Below are 16,231 nucleotides of genomic sequence, written 5' to 3'. Positions count from 1 at the left end.
TATAGTACGAGATAATTGGTCCGAATCAATGGATAATCTCACATAACTTATACAATGAAATAAATTGGACAGCTTACATCTATTGTTAATCCGGTTATTGTGCTTAAACCCAGAGTTGTGAATAAAAAACAGACAAGCTGGTGATAGATAAGCCAACTGGCTCAAAAACAAAGAAAATAGACTTGCACACAGCAAAAACAGCCGTTAATATCCACTCCGTTCTGAAGATATGCGTCCGTAGCTCAGTTGGTTAGAGCACCACCTTGACATGGTGGGGGTCGGTGATTCGAGTTCACTCGGACGCACCATCAAAATTGAATATATATGTAAATTTGGGTCCGTAGCTCAGTTGGTTAGAGTATCGCCTTGACATGGCGGGGGTCGGCGATTCGAGTTCGCCCGGACCCACCAAATTTCTCAATAAAACCCGCATATTAGCGGGTTTTATTGTTTCTGAAGCCTGTAAAGTATACTTGTACACTCTCTGTTATTTCTCTTCTTTTACTCAAATATTTATTCTGTTTTATTCACGTAAATTTTATTGACTATTGTCGCCATGGGCACCTGTGGGCACCATTGTGCCTATTCGGTGCCCTCGCCGTTTTTTCCTCGCTGGAAATGTGGTTTGATTTAGTAAGATCTGGATTTTGTTTGACCGAACAATTTTTAGCTTAAGTACCTAAACTGACATAGTATATAGGATGGCGTTTTGAGGAGATATGTGCACAGGTTGAATTTACGGCGTGATTTCACTTTGCTTGTATTTTTACCAAAAATTATTTTTGAGCTATAGTCCCCTGGCCACCCCTAAAGAAGATGCCACGAATATCAATCAGCATTTAATCTTCGTAAGTCACTAATTCTTCGATACGGCAACCAAAATACCGACATAGAGAATCAAGAGTTTTGGTTGTCGTTATATACCCTTCATCACGAATCATTTTGGCCATCGTAGATCTTTGAATGCCGATCTCATTGGCTATCTCAGCTCCAGAAACTTTTCGCCCTTCTTGCAGAGATTTTTTTTCTATTAATTGTTTTAGGTTATAACGAATCAATGTGATATTCCAAAATGATTTATTTTAGTGTCTTGATGGGACACCTTGATTCATCTATATTGACTATGTGTCCTGATAAAACACAAAAATGGAGGTCAATATGGACCAAACACTACTCACAGTAAAAGAACTCGCAGCTCGGATTAAATTTAGCGGCAACTACATCAATTCAAGGCTGCGAGACTCAGTATTCATCGAAGGTAAACATTACATTCGACCTTTCAATGGTAGAAAAATTCTTTACATATGGGAAGAGGTTGAAGCGGAATTATATCAAAGTGCGACACGAAATGCCGTTTATATTCCAATGGCAGCGGGGAGGGTATGTTATGGCTAGTATTAGGGCTCGTGGTGATAAGCTATTTATGGATTTCCGTCATCATAATATTCGCTGTCGTGAGCAGACACTTTTGGCTGATAACCCTAACAATCGCCGAAAATTAACTAAACTTCTAAACCAGATCGATGCAGATATCCGTTTAGGCTGTTTTGTTTACAGTGAATACTTTCCAGAGTCAAAAAATGCATCAAAGTTTGTTAAACAAGATATCCAAGCTCGGCGGAAGAAGGAAGAGTTGCTCGGTGCTTATAAAACGGCTTCGCAGGGAATTACCAGCATTCCATTCGAAGATTTTGCCCATGAATGGTTCGGAGAAAATGAAGTCCGTTGGAAAACGAGTTATGTAAATAGCATGAAAGTGTATCTGTTTGGTTATCTAGTGCCAGAGTTTGGTGATGTGGATGTCGATCAAATTCAGCGGCCAGACATCCTCAAGTACCGCGCAAAGTTAATGCAGACTAAACCGGATGGAACCAAGCTGTCTACTGACTTTGTCAATCATGTAATGACACCTCTTAGGATGATTCTACGTGAAGCTGCAGATCGTTATGGGTTTCGTTCCCAGTTTGAAAACATCAAACCATTGCGAGTAGAAAAGCGCGACGTGAATCCGTTTACTTTGGAAGAAGTGATGGATTTCTTAAATGCGGTGAAAGTTGACTATCGCAATTACTTTCTGGTGCGCTTTTTTACCGGCATGCGCACTTCTGAAATCGATGGTCTGAAATGGCGATATGTGGATTTTCGTCTTGGGGTTATTAGTGTTCGTGAAACCTATGTCCAGGGGAAGATGGATACCACCAAAACTCTGGGCTCCGCTCGTGATATTCATATGTCGAGTATAGTGTTAGAAGCGCTCAAAAGTCAGAAAGAAGTCACTGGGGCAGGAGAGTTCGTTTTTTGTAACGCCGAAGGTAATCCATTAGATAAAGGTAACATTCGAGATCGGGTCTGGAAGCCAACTTTAAAGAAAATGGGTTTACCTTATCGTCGTCCCTACGAAACTCGACATACTGCCGCGACACTCTGGTTAGCAGCAGGGGAAGCGCCAGAATGGATAGCTCGTCAGATGGGGCATTCCAACACAAAAATGTTGTTCGAAATCTACAGTCGTTACGTTCCTAACCTGACTCGTCAGGATGGTTCAGCATTTGAACGCTTACTGACGCAGTTGAAGGAGAGAAATCAATGAAATACAACACCATGACCGTTCATTGCACCAGTTTATGTCTGGATGTATTAAATCAGGGTCATTTCTTTCGCTACACCACGCCCGATATTCTGGCGTTTAAGTCAGAAGTGAAAATACAAATCCGTGTACGACTAGAGCCGGTATCCAGTGCCATACAGGATGAAGAGGGAATGATTGAAGCGTTGGCGTCTGGGGTGATGAATGTGTTACTACATTATCATTTTACAGCCGGGCGTGTGTCACCGGATTTAATCATGGATTTGATACAACATCGGCTCGATAATTTTTTCAAAGAGTGGAAAGGCCGACGTGATACTCAGGGTATGTTTGGGTAGGTGAGCATATGTTGGACTACTTAGACCGTCCCATAGCTTTTCATCGTACGTTTGTTCAGTTGGGCATCGGTATTACCGGTGCTTTACTGTTCAGTCAGGCGTTGTACTGGTCAAAACGCACCAAAGATGCTGATCGGTGGTTTGATTAAATCGATTAAAGAGTGGGGCGAAAAAATGGGAATGACCCGCCGAGAGATAGATACGGCTTGTTCCAAGTTGAGAAGACTGGGTATTCTGATGGAGAAAAAAACAGGGGTGTCGTACCGGATTTACTACTGGATTGATGAGCCAAACTTGATTGGTTGTTTGGGCCAAACCCGTATGGCGGATTGCGCCAATTCAGAGGTTACTTGTCCGCCTAGCTGGAATGGCGAAATCCGTCAACCTATTACAGAGAAGACACAGGGATCACTAAAGACGACCACAGAGACTACTTCACGACGGAGTTTTTCAAGCTAGTTGTCGCCTCAAGTTAAATTTTATGCCGCCCGCATTTCTTCTTTTTTCTCTGGGATGATCTGGTGTGTTACTGCTCGTATATGAAAGCAAGACAAATATTGTCTACATAGATACCTTCCTACGTTGGAATGTGAAGAAAGTATTCACGTTTCAGGGGTATGACTTTAGGGTGCGAACGTTGAAAAATTTCAAGGGTGAACTGGTTCGAAAATGTGCACCAGGAGCTTCAAAGAAAGCGATGAAGAAAATCACTAAGACGGCTCAATCGTGGAGGGTCCATCGTTCGACAAGGGTCTCAATCAAGGAGTTGGCAGAACGGTATAATGCGACCCTCAGTGGCGGGTGAAGTCGGATTAATTTCATTCGTAAACGTGTAGTCCCTATATTACGTTCTCCACGTCTCTCAAGTATCAATTCTCTTAGCTCGGCACCTAGAGAAGAATGAGGACGCTTGCTCCGATTTTCCAGACCAGTGATTCTGCACTGCACATATCCTGATGCCACGGTAGTAATGTCTGTCTGGAAATACCAAAGCGGTAGCAGACAAGGTTTACATCACAACATTCCTCATACAAATTTACCCATGGTAATCTTTGTTGGATTTCTCTTTTCATCGAAATCCATTGTAGTTGAAAGAATGTCTATGAATCACACACTTCATTAAACTTTACATTTTTCAACCTTGTTTTAATTGATGTTGAGTGTAAATGGTGCGGTTCATCCACCTATTTAACTAGAGTGAAATGTAATTACCCTCCAATCAAGACAGTTGGCATCCCCATCACGATAGTCCCACCGTGGGCAGTAAGGTCGCCCATGCGCGCTGAGGGTTTATTGTTAATCAGCACGGTTGCACTTCCTTTAACTATGCTATCTGGAGGGCCGACACAAACACATATCTGTCCTAGAGTGGCAGCTGGTAGGTTGCCGATTAATACTGTTGTTGGCAGAGGGAGTAATGGTCCGCCTACGTGAGGGATTGGCACCACTGCTGGTGTTTGCATCGGGCACATGTGCATGTCTGTTGCTCTGGCTGCTGGAAGCATGTTCTTTCCCTATTGTTGACCGTTTCCACCGGAGGCGATGTTTAGACCCATTTCTACAAACTGTTGATAGCGCTCTTTTGCTTCTTCACCGTCAGGTAAGACTGCTGAAAGGTTAATGCATCCTGCGACTGCTTGTGCGTACAAGTATGGGGGAGGGGGAACGGTAGGATCTTCTGGTTTAATCATACTGCCGCCACTCCAAAAGGCCGCTTGAGCTGCCCAGCCAGCACCGGTTTCTAATCCCGCTTTTTCTGCCATTTGTTCAGCAAAACGGCGGCTTGTTTCATCAGGTGTATAAACCCAAGCTTTTGCTGCGCGAATGGCATTGGCTTCGTCTTCTTTCCAGTGATGCAGAGAAGCGGCGCAGGTTACGCTCCACCAAATGGATTCACGAACTGGGAGAGCATGCGCAAGAAAAGTCACAGCATCGGCAAACAGCTCTTGCTCCATCGCCACAGAAATCAAATCGATAGGTGTAGTATTTTCGCCTGCTAACTCTGCGAATGCGGCATTCGGCTCGTAGACACTTAAGATGTCTTGCGCGGATTGGTGGGGAACCTTTATCAACATCATCAATTTACCTTTGTAATTGCGCCTTGAATTTGCACCATGGCCCCGGCTTTTATTTGTGTCATGGCGCTGCCGTTAACCGACACTAACGCTGCTTTTACATCGACCTTCCCTTGGCCTTCAATATTGATCATTGCGGCTTTCACCTCTGCTTTTGCTTTACCTGAAACAGAGACTTGAGGAGCGTCGATCTTAATACCATTAGCGCTGATCTCGATTTTGCTCGTGCCCACTTTGAGTTCGATCTTCGATTTACCGCAGATCGACACTTGGTTGCCATCAACGCTGACCGTCGATTTAGCCGCAATATTGATGTTGGAAGCGGCATTGAGGCTTAGATCTTTCTCACTGTCACCCGTCCAGTTATCTTTACTTTTGGCGGTAAGTGTTTTATCACTTTCGACTTGTATGTGTTCTTTAACGCTTAAGGTGGCACTCTTCTCAACTTGGGTCTTTTTAATGCCTTTAATCGTTGACTGGCTGTCGTTATTTACGTCAAGTAGCAAATCTTTTTCAGCATGTAAATACACTTGTTCTTTGTCTTTTTGATCTTCAAACCGCAGTTCGTTTCCTTGCTTGCTACTGCCCTTAGGCGTTGAACGAGTTTTGATGCCATTTTGAGTATCCGAGCTGTAAGGGGCTGCGCTGTTTTTGTTGTATAAAGAGCCGGTCACGATAGGGCGATTGGGGTCGCCATCAATGTATTGCACAATCACTTCATCACCAATGCGCGGTGTGAATTGAGAACCGAACCCCTTACTGGCGAACCCTTGCGATACTGGCAACCAACATGAACTGTTTTCGTCATTTTTTCCGCCTCTATCCCAGTGAAATTGCACTTTTACTCGACCCCATTTATCTCGGTAAATCTCTTCTCCCTTAGGCCCGGTGACGGTTGCGGTATGTAAGCTATGGACACGCGGTTTGTCAAATATTTCTGGACGAAAAATCAGTGACGAAGGGATACAAGAAAACTGGTTCTGATAAGCGACTTCGTTGTTCGATTCTTCTCTGGATAGGCGATGTGATAGATGAGTGATGATGTACTCTTGGTTCATTGAACTGAGAGGATGGTACGTTAGTTCAAATTTATAGCCGCAAGCAAGCGTCGCTAAATTCGATGATGAGTGAGAGGCTGACTTCCTAAGATCTAACGCTTCCATATGCATTTTTGCTGCGTCACGGACTTCATTTTTATTCTCGTGACCAAATGCAAAGAGTTCTTGTGTCAATGAAGTTGACGCGTAACTTTTGGTGCTTTTTCGGGTGCCGCTATCAAAAAATTCAGCCAGATCTTGAGTATGATCGGCGACAGATACCTTTCCACTACCAACATGATGGGATTGACTCCACGTTGTTAGTACGTGTTGCTGATTGTTGCCACCTATTTGATAACTTAACTTTGGATCCGGTATTTTCTCAAATCGTTGATTTGAATCGCCAATGCAGACTGTCGACTTATTGTATTGATGGCGTACATGGTAGTGCCATCCTTCGTTTGCTAACAAGCGTTGTATAAAAGCTTGGTCGGTTTCATCAAGTTGAACACAATACTCATGATTTTTCCCACTTCCGGAAAGGGAAAAGTGAAAATAGCTTTTGAGATCAGCCTGTTCTAGCAGCTTTTCAATGATCTGTTTCGTCGTTACGTTTTGAAAAATCTGACGACTGCGTTTGTATTGCAACAAGCTAAGTGGATCCAATATCTCTATTTGATAATAAAACTGCTGCTTGTCTTTGCTATATCCTGTGAATTGCAGAGTGCTACATATACCTGAAAAAAAACGCTTTCCAGAATCTAATTCGTAAGACACACAAACAGCTTTACCTAGGTTTTTGGTATCGATCTCCATGTTTGCCGCGATGGAAACGGAAAACTGACACCCGCCGGATACGCTTTCCTCTCCGATTAATTGCGTGACAATATAACTTTTGCTATCTGAAAGCTTAATGGTGAGGGAGCGGGTTTGGTGCTTTAATTCGTTACTGCTCATATTCAATTAATTCACTATTAAATAAACAGTTCTAAAAGGCTGTTTATTGGATGAATATTCGAAATTATCACATAATAATTGATGCTATTATTACTTGCTGTATTGGTATCAACTTTCATGCTCTATACATGTAATATATTTCGAGTTAGACCTTAATTCAAGGTAATTTGTCTATTTAATTATTATCTGAATAATATGTAATCGATTGCTTTGTGGTTATTTTTATGTTTGTTTCATTTTTAATGACGGTGAGCTTGTGCATTCATATTTTTTATGATGACAACATCTCTGATGAAGTATTTAAGATATTGTTAATGTATGAGGGGTTTGCGTGTATTTTTTATATTAACTCATAATAAAATCAACAATATATGTTATTTTATGTCTTTTTATAGTGTTCTTTTAAAGAGGTAGGATGACCTAAAGGTCGCCTAAATATGGCGTAAATTGCCATTGCTATAATTCGCCTCAAAGATACACTCTTGGCAAATTGACAAATATGTCACTTCGTATGAAACAATATTAGTAGATGTTGTTTTGCTGCAAAAATAAAAATTTTTCTGGTTGAAATAACTCAAGGCCTCTAGCGTTTTCCTTTATCTTAAAATACAGGAAATAGCGATTGAAGTTAATTGACACTTAAGCAAATAGTCAACCTAACAGAGCAGGAACCTATGCCTTTGTCAAAGCATCAAATTGAGCAACTTTCTAAACCTCTGAGTGATGATTCGATCTGTGGCGTTTATCTTAAACTGGAAAAAAGTGCTTTTCGCCCATTACGTAATGAATTTAATGTCGCGCAAACTGCGCTGCGTAAGCTAAGTCAAAACCCTAGTGCTGACGAGAGAGACGCGTTACAAGAGGCATGTCTAAATAAGTGGAAGATTCTCTCTGACAGTTTGTACGAACAGTTTTCAAAAACAACCAGAGATATCGAGCTCATCTCATGGTTTGTTGCTGCTCAATTCCTTCTCGATACCACATTAGAAAGTGCTGCGAATAGCCTTGAGTGGTTAGCGGATTTAAGTGAGAAGCACTGGGATCACCTCAACCCTGTACTACCAGTTGAAAAGCTCAAATCTGATGATGATAAGGGCAAAGAAAGAGAGCAAGCAGATGCGAAAGTTAAAGCATTTTTCCAACTAGTCGGTGATAGCGAGGAAAGCTCGATTCTCTATGCGCCGGTGCTGCAACTGCCCTTAGTCGGGGAAGTGACGTTTTTTGACTTTCAAAGTGCAGAGAGAAAAGGCGAAATCAGCCAACTGAAATCTATGCTTACGACCACGGTGGCGCAAGAGCGTTTCGCGATTCAATTCAAGATGGAAAACGCCAAACGTTGTGTCACCCAATTAGATCGTTTGTCAGCGTTGGTGAGCACTAAGTGTCATTCTCTAGGCAGTCAAAGTACCAACTTCGGATTTGCGAAGTCACTGCTTACCCGTGTTGAAAACGCTTTGGTTCATCTAAGTGGAATTAAGTTAGCACCGAAAGCGGAAGCCAAGACAGTAGAGCAAGAGGTTGCCGAAAGTTCAGTTTCTGAAGGGGAGCTGCCAAGCCATATGGATACAAAACATATAGAGCGAATACCGATGGCATCAGAGCAGGCTCAGACCGTAAGCCAACACTTACACGCAGGAAACCTCTCTGAACTGGGTAATTTAAACAACATGAACCGAGACTTAGCTTTCCATTTGTTGAGAGAAGTCTCTGATTATTTTCGCCAGAGCGAACCGCATAGCCCAATTTCATTTTTGTTAGAAAAAGCGATTCGATGGGGATATTTATCCTTACCTGAGTTGCTGCGAGAAATGATGTCGGAACAAAACGGTGACGCTCTTAGTACGATTTTTAATGCCGCCGGATTGAATCATCTCGATCAGGTTTTGCTGCCGGAGGTGAGTACTCCAACGGTGGGCATTGAAAGCCCCCAAACACCTCAAGCGAAGCCTTCCGTTTCGGATCCGCGAAGTGTTGAAGAGCATGTATCTCAGACTTCCCCTGTAGATACCCAATCTAAGCAAGATCAAAAACCACAATCATCCGCTACGTCGGCTCTGAGTTGGTAATTGTGTTTAAAAAATAAGGAAAAATCATGGCAAGTATTTACATGCGTGTAAGCGGTCTTCAAGTTGAGGGCGCAGCGACTATCGGTCAGCTAGAAACGGCTGAAGGTAAAAATGACGGTTGGTTTGCAATCAACTCTTACTCTTGGGGTGGCGCTCGTAACGTTGCTATGGACATCGGTAACGGCACCAATGCGGATTCAGGCATGGTTGGCGTAAGCGAAGTTAGCGTAACTAAAGAAGTCGATGGTGCTTCTGAAGACCTACTGTCTTATTTATTCAACCCAGGTAAAGACGGTAAAACTGTTGAGGTTGCATTTACTAAGCCTTCTAACGATGGTCAAGGTGCAGACGTTTACTTCCAAGTTAAGCTAGAAAAAGCACGTTTAGTTTCTTACAACGTGAGCGGGACTGACGGATCTCAACCGTACGAGAGCCTATCTCTTTCTTACACTTCTATTTCTCAGAAGCATCACTATGAGAAAGAAGGTGGTGAACTACAAAGCGGTGGTGTTGTGACTTACGACCTACCGACCGGGAAAATGACTTCTGGTAAGTAATTCTTTCATTAGACATGCCACGTTAATTGGCATGTCTATTTCATGAATATCTCATTTTAGGACACCGTTATGGCATTGAACTCACAACATAAGCGCGTTAGTAAGAACCGTGTCAGCATCACCTATGACGTTGAAACGAATGGCGCTGTAGAGACGAAAGAGCTGCCGTTTGTTGTTGGCGTCATTGGCGACTTTTCAGGACACAAACCAGAATCAGAAAAAGTTGATTTAGAAGAGCGAGAGTTCACGGGTATCGATAAAGACAACTTCGATACAGTGATGGGGCAAATTCACCCGCGTCTTTCGTACAAGGTTGATAACAAGCTTGCTAATGATGATAGCCAGTTTGAAGTGAACTTGAGCTTCCGTTCGATGAAAGATTTCCACCCAGAGAACTTAGTTGATCAAATTGAGCCGCTTAAGCAGTTGGTTGAAACACGTAACCAGCTAAAAGTACTCTTAAGCAAAGCCGATCGTTCGAGAGATCTTGAGCGTCTACTGAAAGAAGTTCTGCAAAGCGCAGATGCCATCAATGGTTTAGCTCAAGAACTAGGTTTGAGCAGAGAGGGAGCGGAATAATGTCTGTAGAACAACAAGCAGTACAAGGTACTACTACTGAAGCAGAAGCAAAGCAGAGCTTTCTTGACCGAGCGATCAACGCGACAGCACAAACACCAGTAGATACGACAAAAGAGCTATTGAGCGTCATGGCTTCTCAAGCACTGGAAGGTACAGTGACTTGGGATAAGAACCTAACGTTGACGATTGAAAAAGCAATCAGCGCGCTAGACAGCAAAATCTCTGAGCAGTTGTCAACGGTGATGCAAAACGATGAGTTCCAAAAAATGGAAGGTTCATGGCTAGGTTTGCAAAAGCTTGTAAAAAACAGCGAGCTAGGATCAGATCTGAAAATCAAACTGGCGGATTACACCAAAGACGAATTGCTAGAGCAGTTTGAAGATGCACCAGCGATCGATCGCAGCCGTTTCTTCAATATGGTTTATCAAGAAGAATTTGGAACAGCGGGCGGTCAGCCATACGGTGCATTGCTAGGTGACTACGGATTCGGTTACGGTGATGAAGACGTTGCCCTGTTGCGTTACATGGCTGAAGTCGCTTCTGCATCTCACGCACCTTTCGTCGCTGCAGCGAATGCAAGTATGTTCGACTTCAAGGCATTCAGTAGCTTTTCTGAAGGCAAACCAGTTGCAGCAGGCTTTGATTCGCCAGCATATGCAAGCTGGAATGCATTCCGTGAAAGCGATGACTCGCGCTACGTTGCTCTGACTCTACCGAAAACGATGGCTCGCCTTCCTTACGGTGCAGCAACCGTTCCAGTTAAATCATTTGCATTTGAAGAACTTCAAATTCGGGACAACGGTCAGCAAATTGTGTCTTCAGACTGCGATTTTGTTTGGAGCAATGCGGCGTATGAGTTTGGTCTTCTGATGACTCAAGCATATACCAAGTACGGTTGGTGCACGGCGATCCGAGGTACTGAGAACGGCGGTAAAGTAGAGAACCTGCCAAACTTCACTCACTACTCTGAGGCCGGTGAATTGCTACAGCAATGCCCGACAGAAGTTAACCTAACGGATGAGCGTGAGAAAGAGCTGAGTGATCTTGGCTTCTTGCCACTGGTTCACTACAAAAGCACCAACTACGCAGTGTTTATGGGTGCTCAGACTGCGCATAAACCAAAAACGTACACAGATCCAGATGCAACGGCAAACGCGGCAATTTCAGCGCGTCTGCCATACACAATGGCAAGCAGCCGAATCGCACAGTACCTAAAAATCATGGGCCGTGATCGTATTGGTTCAAACCTAGCTCCAAATGACGTTGAGAAAGAGCTGAACTCTTGGATTAATCAATACGTTAACCCAAATGCGATTGGTAACGATGCGAAAGCAACACATCCATTGGTTGAAGCGAAAGTGACGGTAGAAGAGCAAGCTGGACGCCCAGGTGCTTACTCTGCAGTGGCTTACTTACGCCCTTGGCTGCAAATGGAAGAGCTAACCACTTCACTACGAATGGTTGCGAACATTCCTGGCTAATCCTATTCGGGGACGCTGTCCCCGAATGTTTTGAACTGAGTCGCTGATGTATACAAATTCCGAATTCGATCGCATTTTAGCTGAGAATCCTGCCTGGCAGGAGATATTAGTGTGCGCGAAAAGTCGGTCGGTGGTTCAATTCAAAGCATCGTTGGTTCGTTTGATCTCCGAGATTGATACGTCAATAAGTGAACAGTTGTCAGACGTTATTCAACACCCTAACTTTAAGCAGTTAGAAGCCTCTTGGACGGGGCTCAAATCGTTAGCGCAGCTGCAAGTATCCCAGCGTCGAGTAAAAATCAAAATGCTCGACTTGAGTTGGAGTATGGTTTCGGCAGATCTCAATTACTCTTTCGATCTAAAGCAGTCATCCCTATACCGAAAACTGTATTCAAATGAGCTGGATACCGCCGGTGGCAGCCCATTTGGCATGGTGATGGTCGATCACAAGGTCTCGGCTGATTACGCCGATGATCAGGAGTATGACGATCTCTACACCCTTCAACTGCTCTCTGAGCTGGGGGAGCTCTGTTTTTGCCCAATGGTGCTCGGAACTGACGAGTTTTTCTTTGGTGATGAACCAAGAAGGCAGCTTCATGACAGCGCGAGAATTGAGCGCATTCTTACTAGTCGAGATTTTGTTTCTTGGCAGTTGCTACGAGAAAAAAACTCATCACGATTTTTGCACTTGGTCATGCCTGAACATTTGATTCGTCAACCATACTGTCAATATCAGGCTGGATTTGTTTTTAACGAGCGCCAGCAAGAGAAATATGCCTTGTGGGGCAGCAGCGCTTACCTCTTGCTAGGTAATGTGATGCGAGAGTTTGATCGAATCAGTTGGTTTGGATTCCTGCGTTCTTACGATGAGACAGGTTCGTATGGGGCTATCGTTCAGGACTCAAAAGAACTTAAGACCAAGGTAGAGATCTACAGTGAAGATGATGGCTTTTGGTCGTCTCAGGGGTTCATGCCTTTAACCAGTATTTACATAAGTGGCCATAAAGGTTTCTTCAGCAATCAATCCGTTTGGCAAGCGCCTGATGAAGCTCAACGTCAGCTCGGTATGCTCCAAACCAACCTGATGGCTTGCCGATTTGCCCATTACATCAAGGTCCAAATTCGTGATCAAGTTGGTCGATATGACAGTGCAGAAACTTGTCGACGCAGTCTAGAGCGATGGCTAGAGCAGTTCATAAGCAACGTCAATTATGGTGAGGATGCCGTACTTGCCCGATATCCACTGCGGTCTTGCTATGTACGCATTGAAGAGGTTCCTCATGATAAAACCCGCTACCTATGCGAGATCATGCTTCAGCCTCAATATCAATACGAAATGATGGATGCGAAAGTGGTGTTAACAACTTCGGTATCTGGCAGTGAGGTTGGAGAGACATCATGAGCTTAATGGCTAAGTTAACCCAAAGCTGGAATGACGATATCGACAGTGTTCGAGATGCAATTGTTGATAACGTCTGTGATCTTATTTCCAGCCGAGCACCTCTGTGTTCAGAGATGCTTTTATCGGAAAAAGGAACGATTGCCGAGCTCGGTATGCGCAACATGGCTCGCGCTCAAAGTAAAAACAACACCAGTGACATTGTCGCAGAAATTGAAGTGCTGGTCCGAAACTTCGAACCTCGCCTGAGCCAGGTAGAGATTGATGTTCAAGAAGGGGAACTGGGTAGCAACCAATTGAGCTTTCGCCTTTCCGCCGTGGTGCATTCAGAGCTTGGTGATGAAGCGATCGTACTGGATTCTTTTTTGGATTTGAGCAGCAACAAACTAGATGTAAGGAAGTCGAATTTTGTCTGATTCATTGCTTTCCTATTTTGAACAGGAACTGCGCTTTATTCGCAATGAAACCTCTCAGTTCGCGGAACGTCATCCGGGGACGGCTCGTGCATTGGGAATGCGTAAAGACAGTATTGATGATCCTCAGATCGCGCGTTTGATTGAAAGTGTTGCCTTGATGAACGGCAAACTTCAGCAGCGTTTGGATGAGTCTTACCCAGAGCTGACAGAAAGCTTGGTGAACTTGTTGTTCCCGCATTATCTGAGGCCAATACCGTCATACAGCATGTTGGACTTCGCTATTTTTGAAGAAGCGAATGCAAAGCACAGTATTCCTAAAGGCACTGAGTTCGATGTCGCGAGCGAATCTGGCGAGCCAGTGGTGTTTCGTACTTCCGAAAATATAGCGCTGCTTCCAATTCAAGTTGCTTCGGCTGAAGTGCTGTTTGCGCCATTTGAACTGGCTAAGCCTGTGGGTGCAGAGAACGCAAAAGCGATGCTGGAGCTGACGATTGAGGCAACCGATAGCGGTATCGAGTTGCGTGATCTAGATATTGACCAGTTGAAACTGCATCTCAAAGGTGAAAGTCACTTTGCATTGCGTTTGTATGATGTACTTGCCCATGGTCGCTGTCAGGTGTGTATCCAGAATAATGGTAAGAGCTACTCACTAGGTAAGTCTGCGCTACAACCAATCGGCTTCGATGTGAACGACACTATTTTACCGTATCAAGCTGCGAGCTTTGGTGGCTTTAAGTTATTGACCGAGTTCTTCATGTTCCCTGAAAGATTTCAAGGATTCAAATTAGGCCTTGGCAACATCATGCAACACGCAATCGGCTCAGAGTTTCGTATTCAGATTTTCTTGAATGAGATGAGTGTGGTGCAAGCTCGTAGCATTCAAGCACAGAATTTTTCTCTGTTTTGTACGCCATTGGTGAACCTACAAACCAAAGTGTCAGAACCTCTGCAAATCGACTTCACCCAAAAGCAGTACCCAATTTATCTTGATGCAAGCCAGGGTAATGATTTGGAAGTGTTTTCTGTTGATGAAGTGCTAGACGTGACGGAAGGTGAACCGTTTAAGGTCTGTCAGATCTACGGAGACAAGTACAACAGTACAGAGACTGCACTTCGTTGGCAGCTCGTACAGGATACCCACGAAAGAGGCGTGCTTCGCAGTGGCTTAAAAGTGGCTGATATTGGGCATGTTAGTGCCACGACGTCGTCCAGAGTTTGGTCGGTGACGACAACTGCGACTGACGGCATTCGAGCAGGTTCATTGCCTGTAAACAGCCAAGTGACATGTCGGGAATCTCTTACGATTCCTGCAGCTATGAACTTGATCCGCCGCCCAACCTTGCCAGTGCGTAGTCGTGACGCAAATAAGAATGTATGGGCACTGCTTTGCCATTTGCACTTTAACTATCACGCGATTCTAGGGACGGATGACCCAACCGCCACGCTGAAAAATGTGTTTGATTTGTATAACCACAACCAAGCGGTGCAAAACCACATCTATATCGAGTCCCTGCAAAATATAGAGCAGGAACAAGTGGTGGCTCCGATCCGTGTGTCAGGAAAAACATGTTTTGCTTACGGCACAAAAATTTCGGTGACGTTAGACGCAAGTAATGTCAACGGAGGCGTATCGCTCTTTGGTCATTTGCTTGACCACTTCTTTGCTTATTTTGCAGGCTTCAACAGCTTTACTCAAGTAGATATTTATTTGGAAGGCCAAGACGGTGTTTATCTATCCTTCCTGAGGAGAACTGGGTGCAAGAGTTTGTTGTAAGCCGTTTCGCTCATGGTGCGTTTGAAGGTCAGCTAGAAAAAGCGTGGCAGATCTTCAAGCATCAGGCTCATTTAAAGGGGCAGCGACCTGAAGTGAGGTTCAGTGCGGAAATTCTCCCAGCTTACTATCAAGCAGAAGTCTCTATGGTTACTTCTGAGCGAGAGGGTGAATTTACGGTAAAGACATCATTGGCGGCTTTGTCTGGCAACTCTGGTTCGATGCCAAGAGCGATGTATGGCGATGCACTAAAAGCGCGTTTTGAACTTGGTGATGAAGCACCACTCGACTTTTTCGACATGTTTAATAACCGTTACTACCGCTTGTACTGCGAAACAAAGCAAAAGCATGAGCTGACGTATCAGATTGAGGAAGAGGCGTTTCATTGGAATCGTGACCGTCAATCTATCACTGAAATGCTTTCCAGTTTGGCGGGACAGACTGGAGATAAGGCACCAATGCCGGAATCTCACTTGGTGCAATACACTGGCTTATTAGGGTTGAAGTTAACCTGTCCATTGGCGCTTAAGTCGATGCTAGAAGATTACTTTGAGTCGGAGTTTGAGGTTGAACGCAGTGGCCTAGAGTATTTGCCTCTCACGGAGTGTTCGTTAACTCAAATTGGCCAAGCCGGAAACAATCATCAATTGGGAGTGGGCGCGTTGGTCGGGATGTCGACGCCAATGACGGGGCAGAAACTCAGCATAAAAATTTGCCCTCAAGACTATCAGCATTACTTAAAAATACGCAGTGACAAAGAGATGGTTCTTGCGCTGGACCATATGGTTAGAAGCTATATGGGAGTGAATACCAAGTATGCACTCTATATGAAGGTAAATAGCCAGTATCTGCCGAGAGTGAAGCTATCAGGCAGTCACCAAAAAGCGTTACGAATTGGCCAATCCGCGTGGATGAGTCATCAATCAGATCGTCAGCAGTTTGTTGAAATGCCACTGACGAAAAGTTAG

At 44.1% G+C, this 16,231-nt stretch carries 16 protein-coding genes, 2 tRNA genes and 1 pseudogene; 14 read left to right on the top strand and 5 right to left on the bottom strand.

Annotated features, from left to right (window positions below; translation table 11 throughout):
* The first annotated feature begins 231 nt into the window (after positions 1-231).
* A tRNA-Val gene (locus EXZ60_RS03310) sits at positions 232-308 on the top strand.
* 26 nt (positions 309-334) lie between these two features.
* A tRNA-Val gene (locus EXZ60_RS03305) sits at positions 335-411 on the top strand.
* A 428-nt stretch (positions 412-839) separates the two neighbouring features.
* Here the strand turns inward: EXZ60_RS03305 and EXZ60_RS03300 are convergent.
* Entirely contained in the window at positions 840-1,058 is a 219-nt protein-coding gene (locus EXZ60_RS03300; RefSeq protein ID WP_013856670.1) for a helix-turn-helix transcriptional regulator, read from the bottom strand.
* Between the two features lie 100 nt (positions 1,059-1,158).
* Between EXZ60_RS03300 and EXZ60_RS03295 the strand changes: the two genes are divergently transcribed.
* The 4 genes from EXZ60_RS03295 to EXZ60_RS03280 are packed head-to-tail and all read left to right on the top strand — an operon-like array spanning position 1,159 to position 3,074.
* Entirely contained in the window at positions 1,159-1,395 is a 237-nt protein-coding gene (locus EXZ60_RS03295) for a hypothetical protein (protein ID WP_013856671.1), read from the top strand.
* On the top strand, positions 1,388-2,590 hold the full coding sequence (locus EXZ60_RS03290; protein WP_277435279.1) for a DUF3596 domain-containing protein: 1,203 nt from the start codon (positions 1,388-1,390) through the stop codon (positions 2,588-2,590). The genes EXZ60_RS03295 and EXZ60_RS03290 overlap by 8 nt, the downstream gene beginning before the upstream one ends.
* A complete protein-coding gene (locus EXZ60_RS03285; RefSeq protein WP_013856673.1) occupies positions 2,587-2,925 on the top strand; it encodes a hypothetical protein in 339 nt (112 codons plus the stop codon). The genes EXZ60_RS03290 and EXZ60_RS03285 overlap by 4 nt, the downstream gene beginning before the upstream one ends.
* Positions 2,926-2,933: 8 nt before the next feature.
* The gene (locus EXZ60_RS03280; protein WP_019280941.1) at positions 2,934-3,074 is read left to right on the top strand and encodes a hypothetical protein; all 141 of its coding nucleotides are present in this window, start codon (positions 2,934-2,936) and stop codon (positions 3,072-3,074) included.
* A 652-nt stretch (positions 3,075-3,726) separates the two neighbouring features.
* Here EXZ60_RS03280 and EXZ60_RS03275 read toward each other — a convergent pair.
* The 4 genes and pseudogenes from EXZ60_RS03275 to tssI form a co-directional block, all read right to left on the bottom strand.
* Positions 3,727-3,998 (bottom strand): annotated as a pseudogene (locus tag EXZ60_RS03275) (IS481 family transposase); the annotation flags it as partial.
* Positions 3,999-4,133: 135 nt separating this feature from the next.
* Entirely contained in the window at positions 4,134-4,430 is a 297-nt protein-coding gene (locus tag EXZ60_RS03270) for a PAAR domain-containing protein (RefSeq protein WP_013856676.1), read from the bottom strand.
* Positions 4,431-4,439: 9 nt separating this feature from the next.
* Complete coding sequence (locus EXZ60_RS03265) at positions 4,440-5,003, bottom strand: hypothetical protein (protein WP_029189801.1); 564 nt, start codon at positions 5,001-5,003, stop codon at positions 4,440-4,442.
* Entirely contained in the window at positions 5,003-6,994 is a 1,992-nt protein-coding gene (gene tssI / locus EXZ60_RS03260) for a type VI secretion system tip protein TssI/VgrG (protein WP_064625427.1), read from the bottom strand. The genes EXZ60_RS03265 and tssI overlap by 1 nt, the downstream gene beginning before the upstream one ends.
* A gap of 674 nt (positions 6,995-7,668) precedes the next feature.
* Between tssI and EXZ60_RS03255 the strand changes: the two genes are divergently transcribed.
* The 8 genes from EXZ60_RS03255 (at position 7,669) to EXZ60_RS03220 (ending at position 16,231) form a co-directional block, all read left to right on the top strand.
* Positions 7,669-9,060, top strand: coding sequence for a type VI secretion system ImpA family N-terminal domain-containing protein (locus EXZ60_RS03255; protein ID WP_064625425.1), 1,392 nt, complete (start codon positions 7,669-7,671; stop codon positions 9,058-9,060).
* A gap of 26 nt (positions 9,061-9,086) precedes the next feature.
* Positions 9,087-9,617, top strand: a complete 531-nt coding sequence (locus EXZ60_RS03250; protein WP_013856681.1) for a type VI secretion system tube protein Hcp — start codon at positions 9,087-9,089, stop codon at positions 9,615-9,617.
* 69 nt (positions 9,618-9,686) lie between these two features.
* Complete coding sequence (tssB, locus tag EXZ60_RS03245) at positions 9,687-10,196, top strand: type VI secretion system contractile sheath small subunit (protein ID WP_013856682.1); 510 nt, start codon at positions 9,687-9,689, stop codon at positions 10,194-10,196.
* Entirely contained in the window at positions 10,196-11,677 is a 1,482-nt protein-coding gene (gene tssC / locus EXZ60_RS03240) for a type VI secretion system contractile sheath large subunit (protein WP_064625423.1), read from the top strand. Before tssB ends, tssC begins: the two co-directional genes overlap by 1 nt.
* A 46-nt stretch (positions 11,678-11,723) precedes the next feature.
* Positions 11,724-13,079, top strand: coding sequence for a type VI secretion system contractile sheath large subunit (locus EXZ60_RS03235; RefSeq protein WP_013856684.1), 1,356 nt, complete (start codon positions 11,724-11,726; stop codon positions 13,077-13,079).
* On the top strand, positions 13,076-13,492 hold the full coding sequence (gene tssE / locus EXZ60_RS03230) for a type VI secretion system baseplate subunit TssE (RefSeq protein ID WP_013856685.1): 417 nt from the start codon (positions 13,076-13,078) through the stop codon (positions 13,490-13,492). The genes EXZ60_RS03235 and tssE overlap by 4 nt, the downstream gene beginning before the upstream one ends.
* On the top strand, positions 13,485-15,266 hold the full coding sequence (gene tssF / locus EXZ60_RS03225) for a type VI secretion system baseplate subunit TssF (protein ID WP_064625421.1): 1,782 nt from the start codon (positions 13,485-13,487) through the stop codon (positions 15,264-15,266). The genes tssE and tssF overlap by 8 nt, the downstream gene beginning before the upstream one ends.
* On the top strand, positions 15,248-16,231 hold the full coding sequence (locus EXZ60_RS03220) for a type VI secretion system baseplate subunit TssG (RefSeq protein WP_013856687.1): 984 nt from the start codon (positions 15,248-15,250) through the stop codon (positions 16,229-16,231). Before tssF ends, EXZ60_RS03220 begins: the two co-directional genes overlap by 19 nt.

The sequence above is a fragment of the Vibrio sp. 1151_11 genome (assembly GCF_029478525.1).
GTDB lineage: Bacteria > Pseudomonadota > Gammaproteobacteria > Enterobacterales > Vibrionaceae > Vibrio > Vibrio anguillarum.
The sequence above is the reverse complement of the archived record's forward strand: the minus strand, read 5'-3'. Positions and strand labels throughout refer to the sequence as shown.

Excerpts from the sequence above, each read along its gene's own strand:
- tssC (WP_064625423.1), top strand. The coding sequence starts at position 10,196 with ATGTCTGTAGAACAACAAGCAGTACAAGGTACTACTACTGAAGCAGAA.
- EXZ60_RS03255 (WP_064625425.1), top strand. The coding sequence starts at position 7,669 with ATGCCTTTGTCAAAGCATCAAATTGAGCAACTTTCTAAACCTCTGAGT.
- EXZ60_RS03285 (WP_013856673.1), top strand. The coding sequence starts at position 2,587 with ATGAAATACAACACCATGACCGTTCATTGCACCAGTTTATGTCTGGAT.
- EXZ60_RS03295 (WP_013856671.1), top strand. The coding sequence starts at position 1,159 with ATGGACCAAACACTACTCACAGTAAAAGAACTCGCAGCTCGGATTAAA.
- EXZ60_RS03290 (WP_277435279.1), top strand. The coding sequence starts at position 1,388 with ATGGCTAGTATTAGGGCTCGTGGTGATAAGCTATTTATGGATTTCCGT.
- EXZ60_RS03280 (WP_019280941.1), top strand. The coding sequence starts at position 2,934 with ATGTTGGACTACTTAGACCGTCCCATAGCTTTTCATCGTACGTTTGTT.
- EXZ60_RS03270 (WP_013856676.1), bottom strand. The coding sequence starts at position 4,430 with ATGCTTCCAGCAGCCAGAGCAACAGACATGCACATGTGCCCGATGCAA.
- tssB (WP_013856682.1), top strand. The coding sequence starts at position 9,687 with ATGGCATTGAACTCACAACATAAGCGCGTTAGTAAGAACCGTGTCAGC.
- tssE (WP_013856685.1), top strand. The coding sequence starts at position 13,076 with ATGAGCTTAATGGCTAAGTTAACCCAAAGCTGGAATGACGATATCGAC.
- tssI (WP_064625427.1), bottom strand. The coding sequence starts at position 6,994 with ATGAGCAGTAACGAATTAAAGCACCAAACCCGCTCCCTCACCATTAAG.
- EXZ60_RS03265 (WP_029189801.1), bottom strand. The coding sequence starts at position 5,003 with ATGATGTTGATAAAGGTTCCCCACCAATCCGCGCAAGACATCTTAAGT.
- EXZ60_RS03235 (WP_013856684.1), top strand. The coding sequence starts at position 11,724 with ATGTATACAAATTCCGAATTCGATCGCATTTTAGCTGAGAATCCTGCC.
- EXZ60_RS03250 (WP_013856681.1), top strand. The coding sequence starts at position 9,087 with ATGGCAAGTATTTACATGCGTGTAAGCGGTCTTCAAGTTGAGGGCGCA.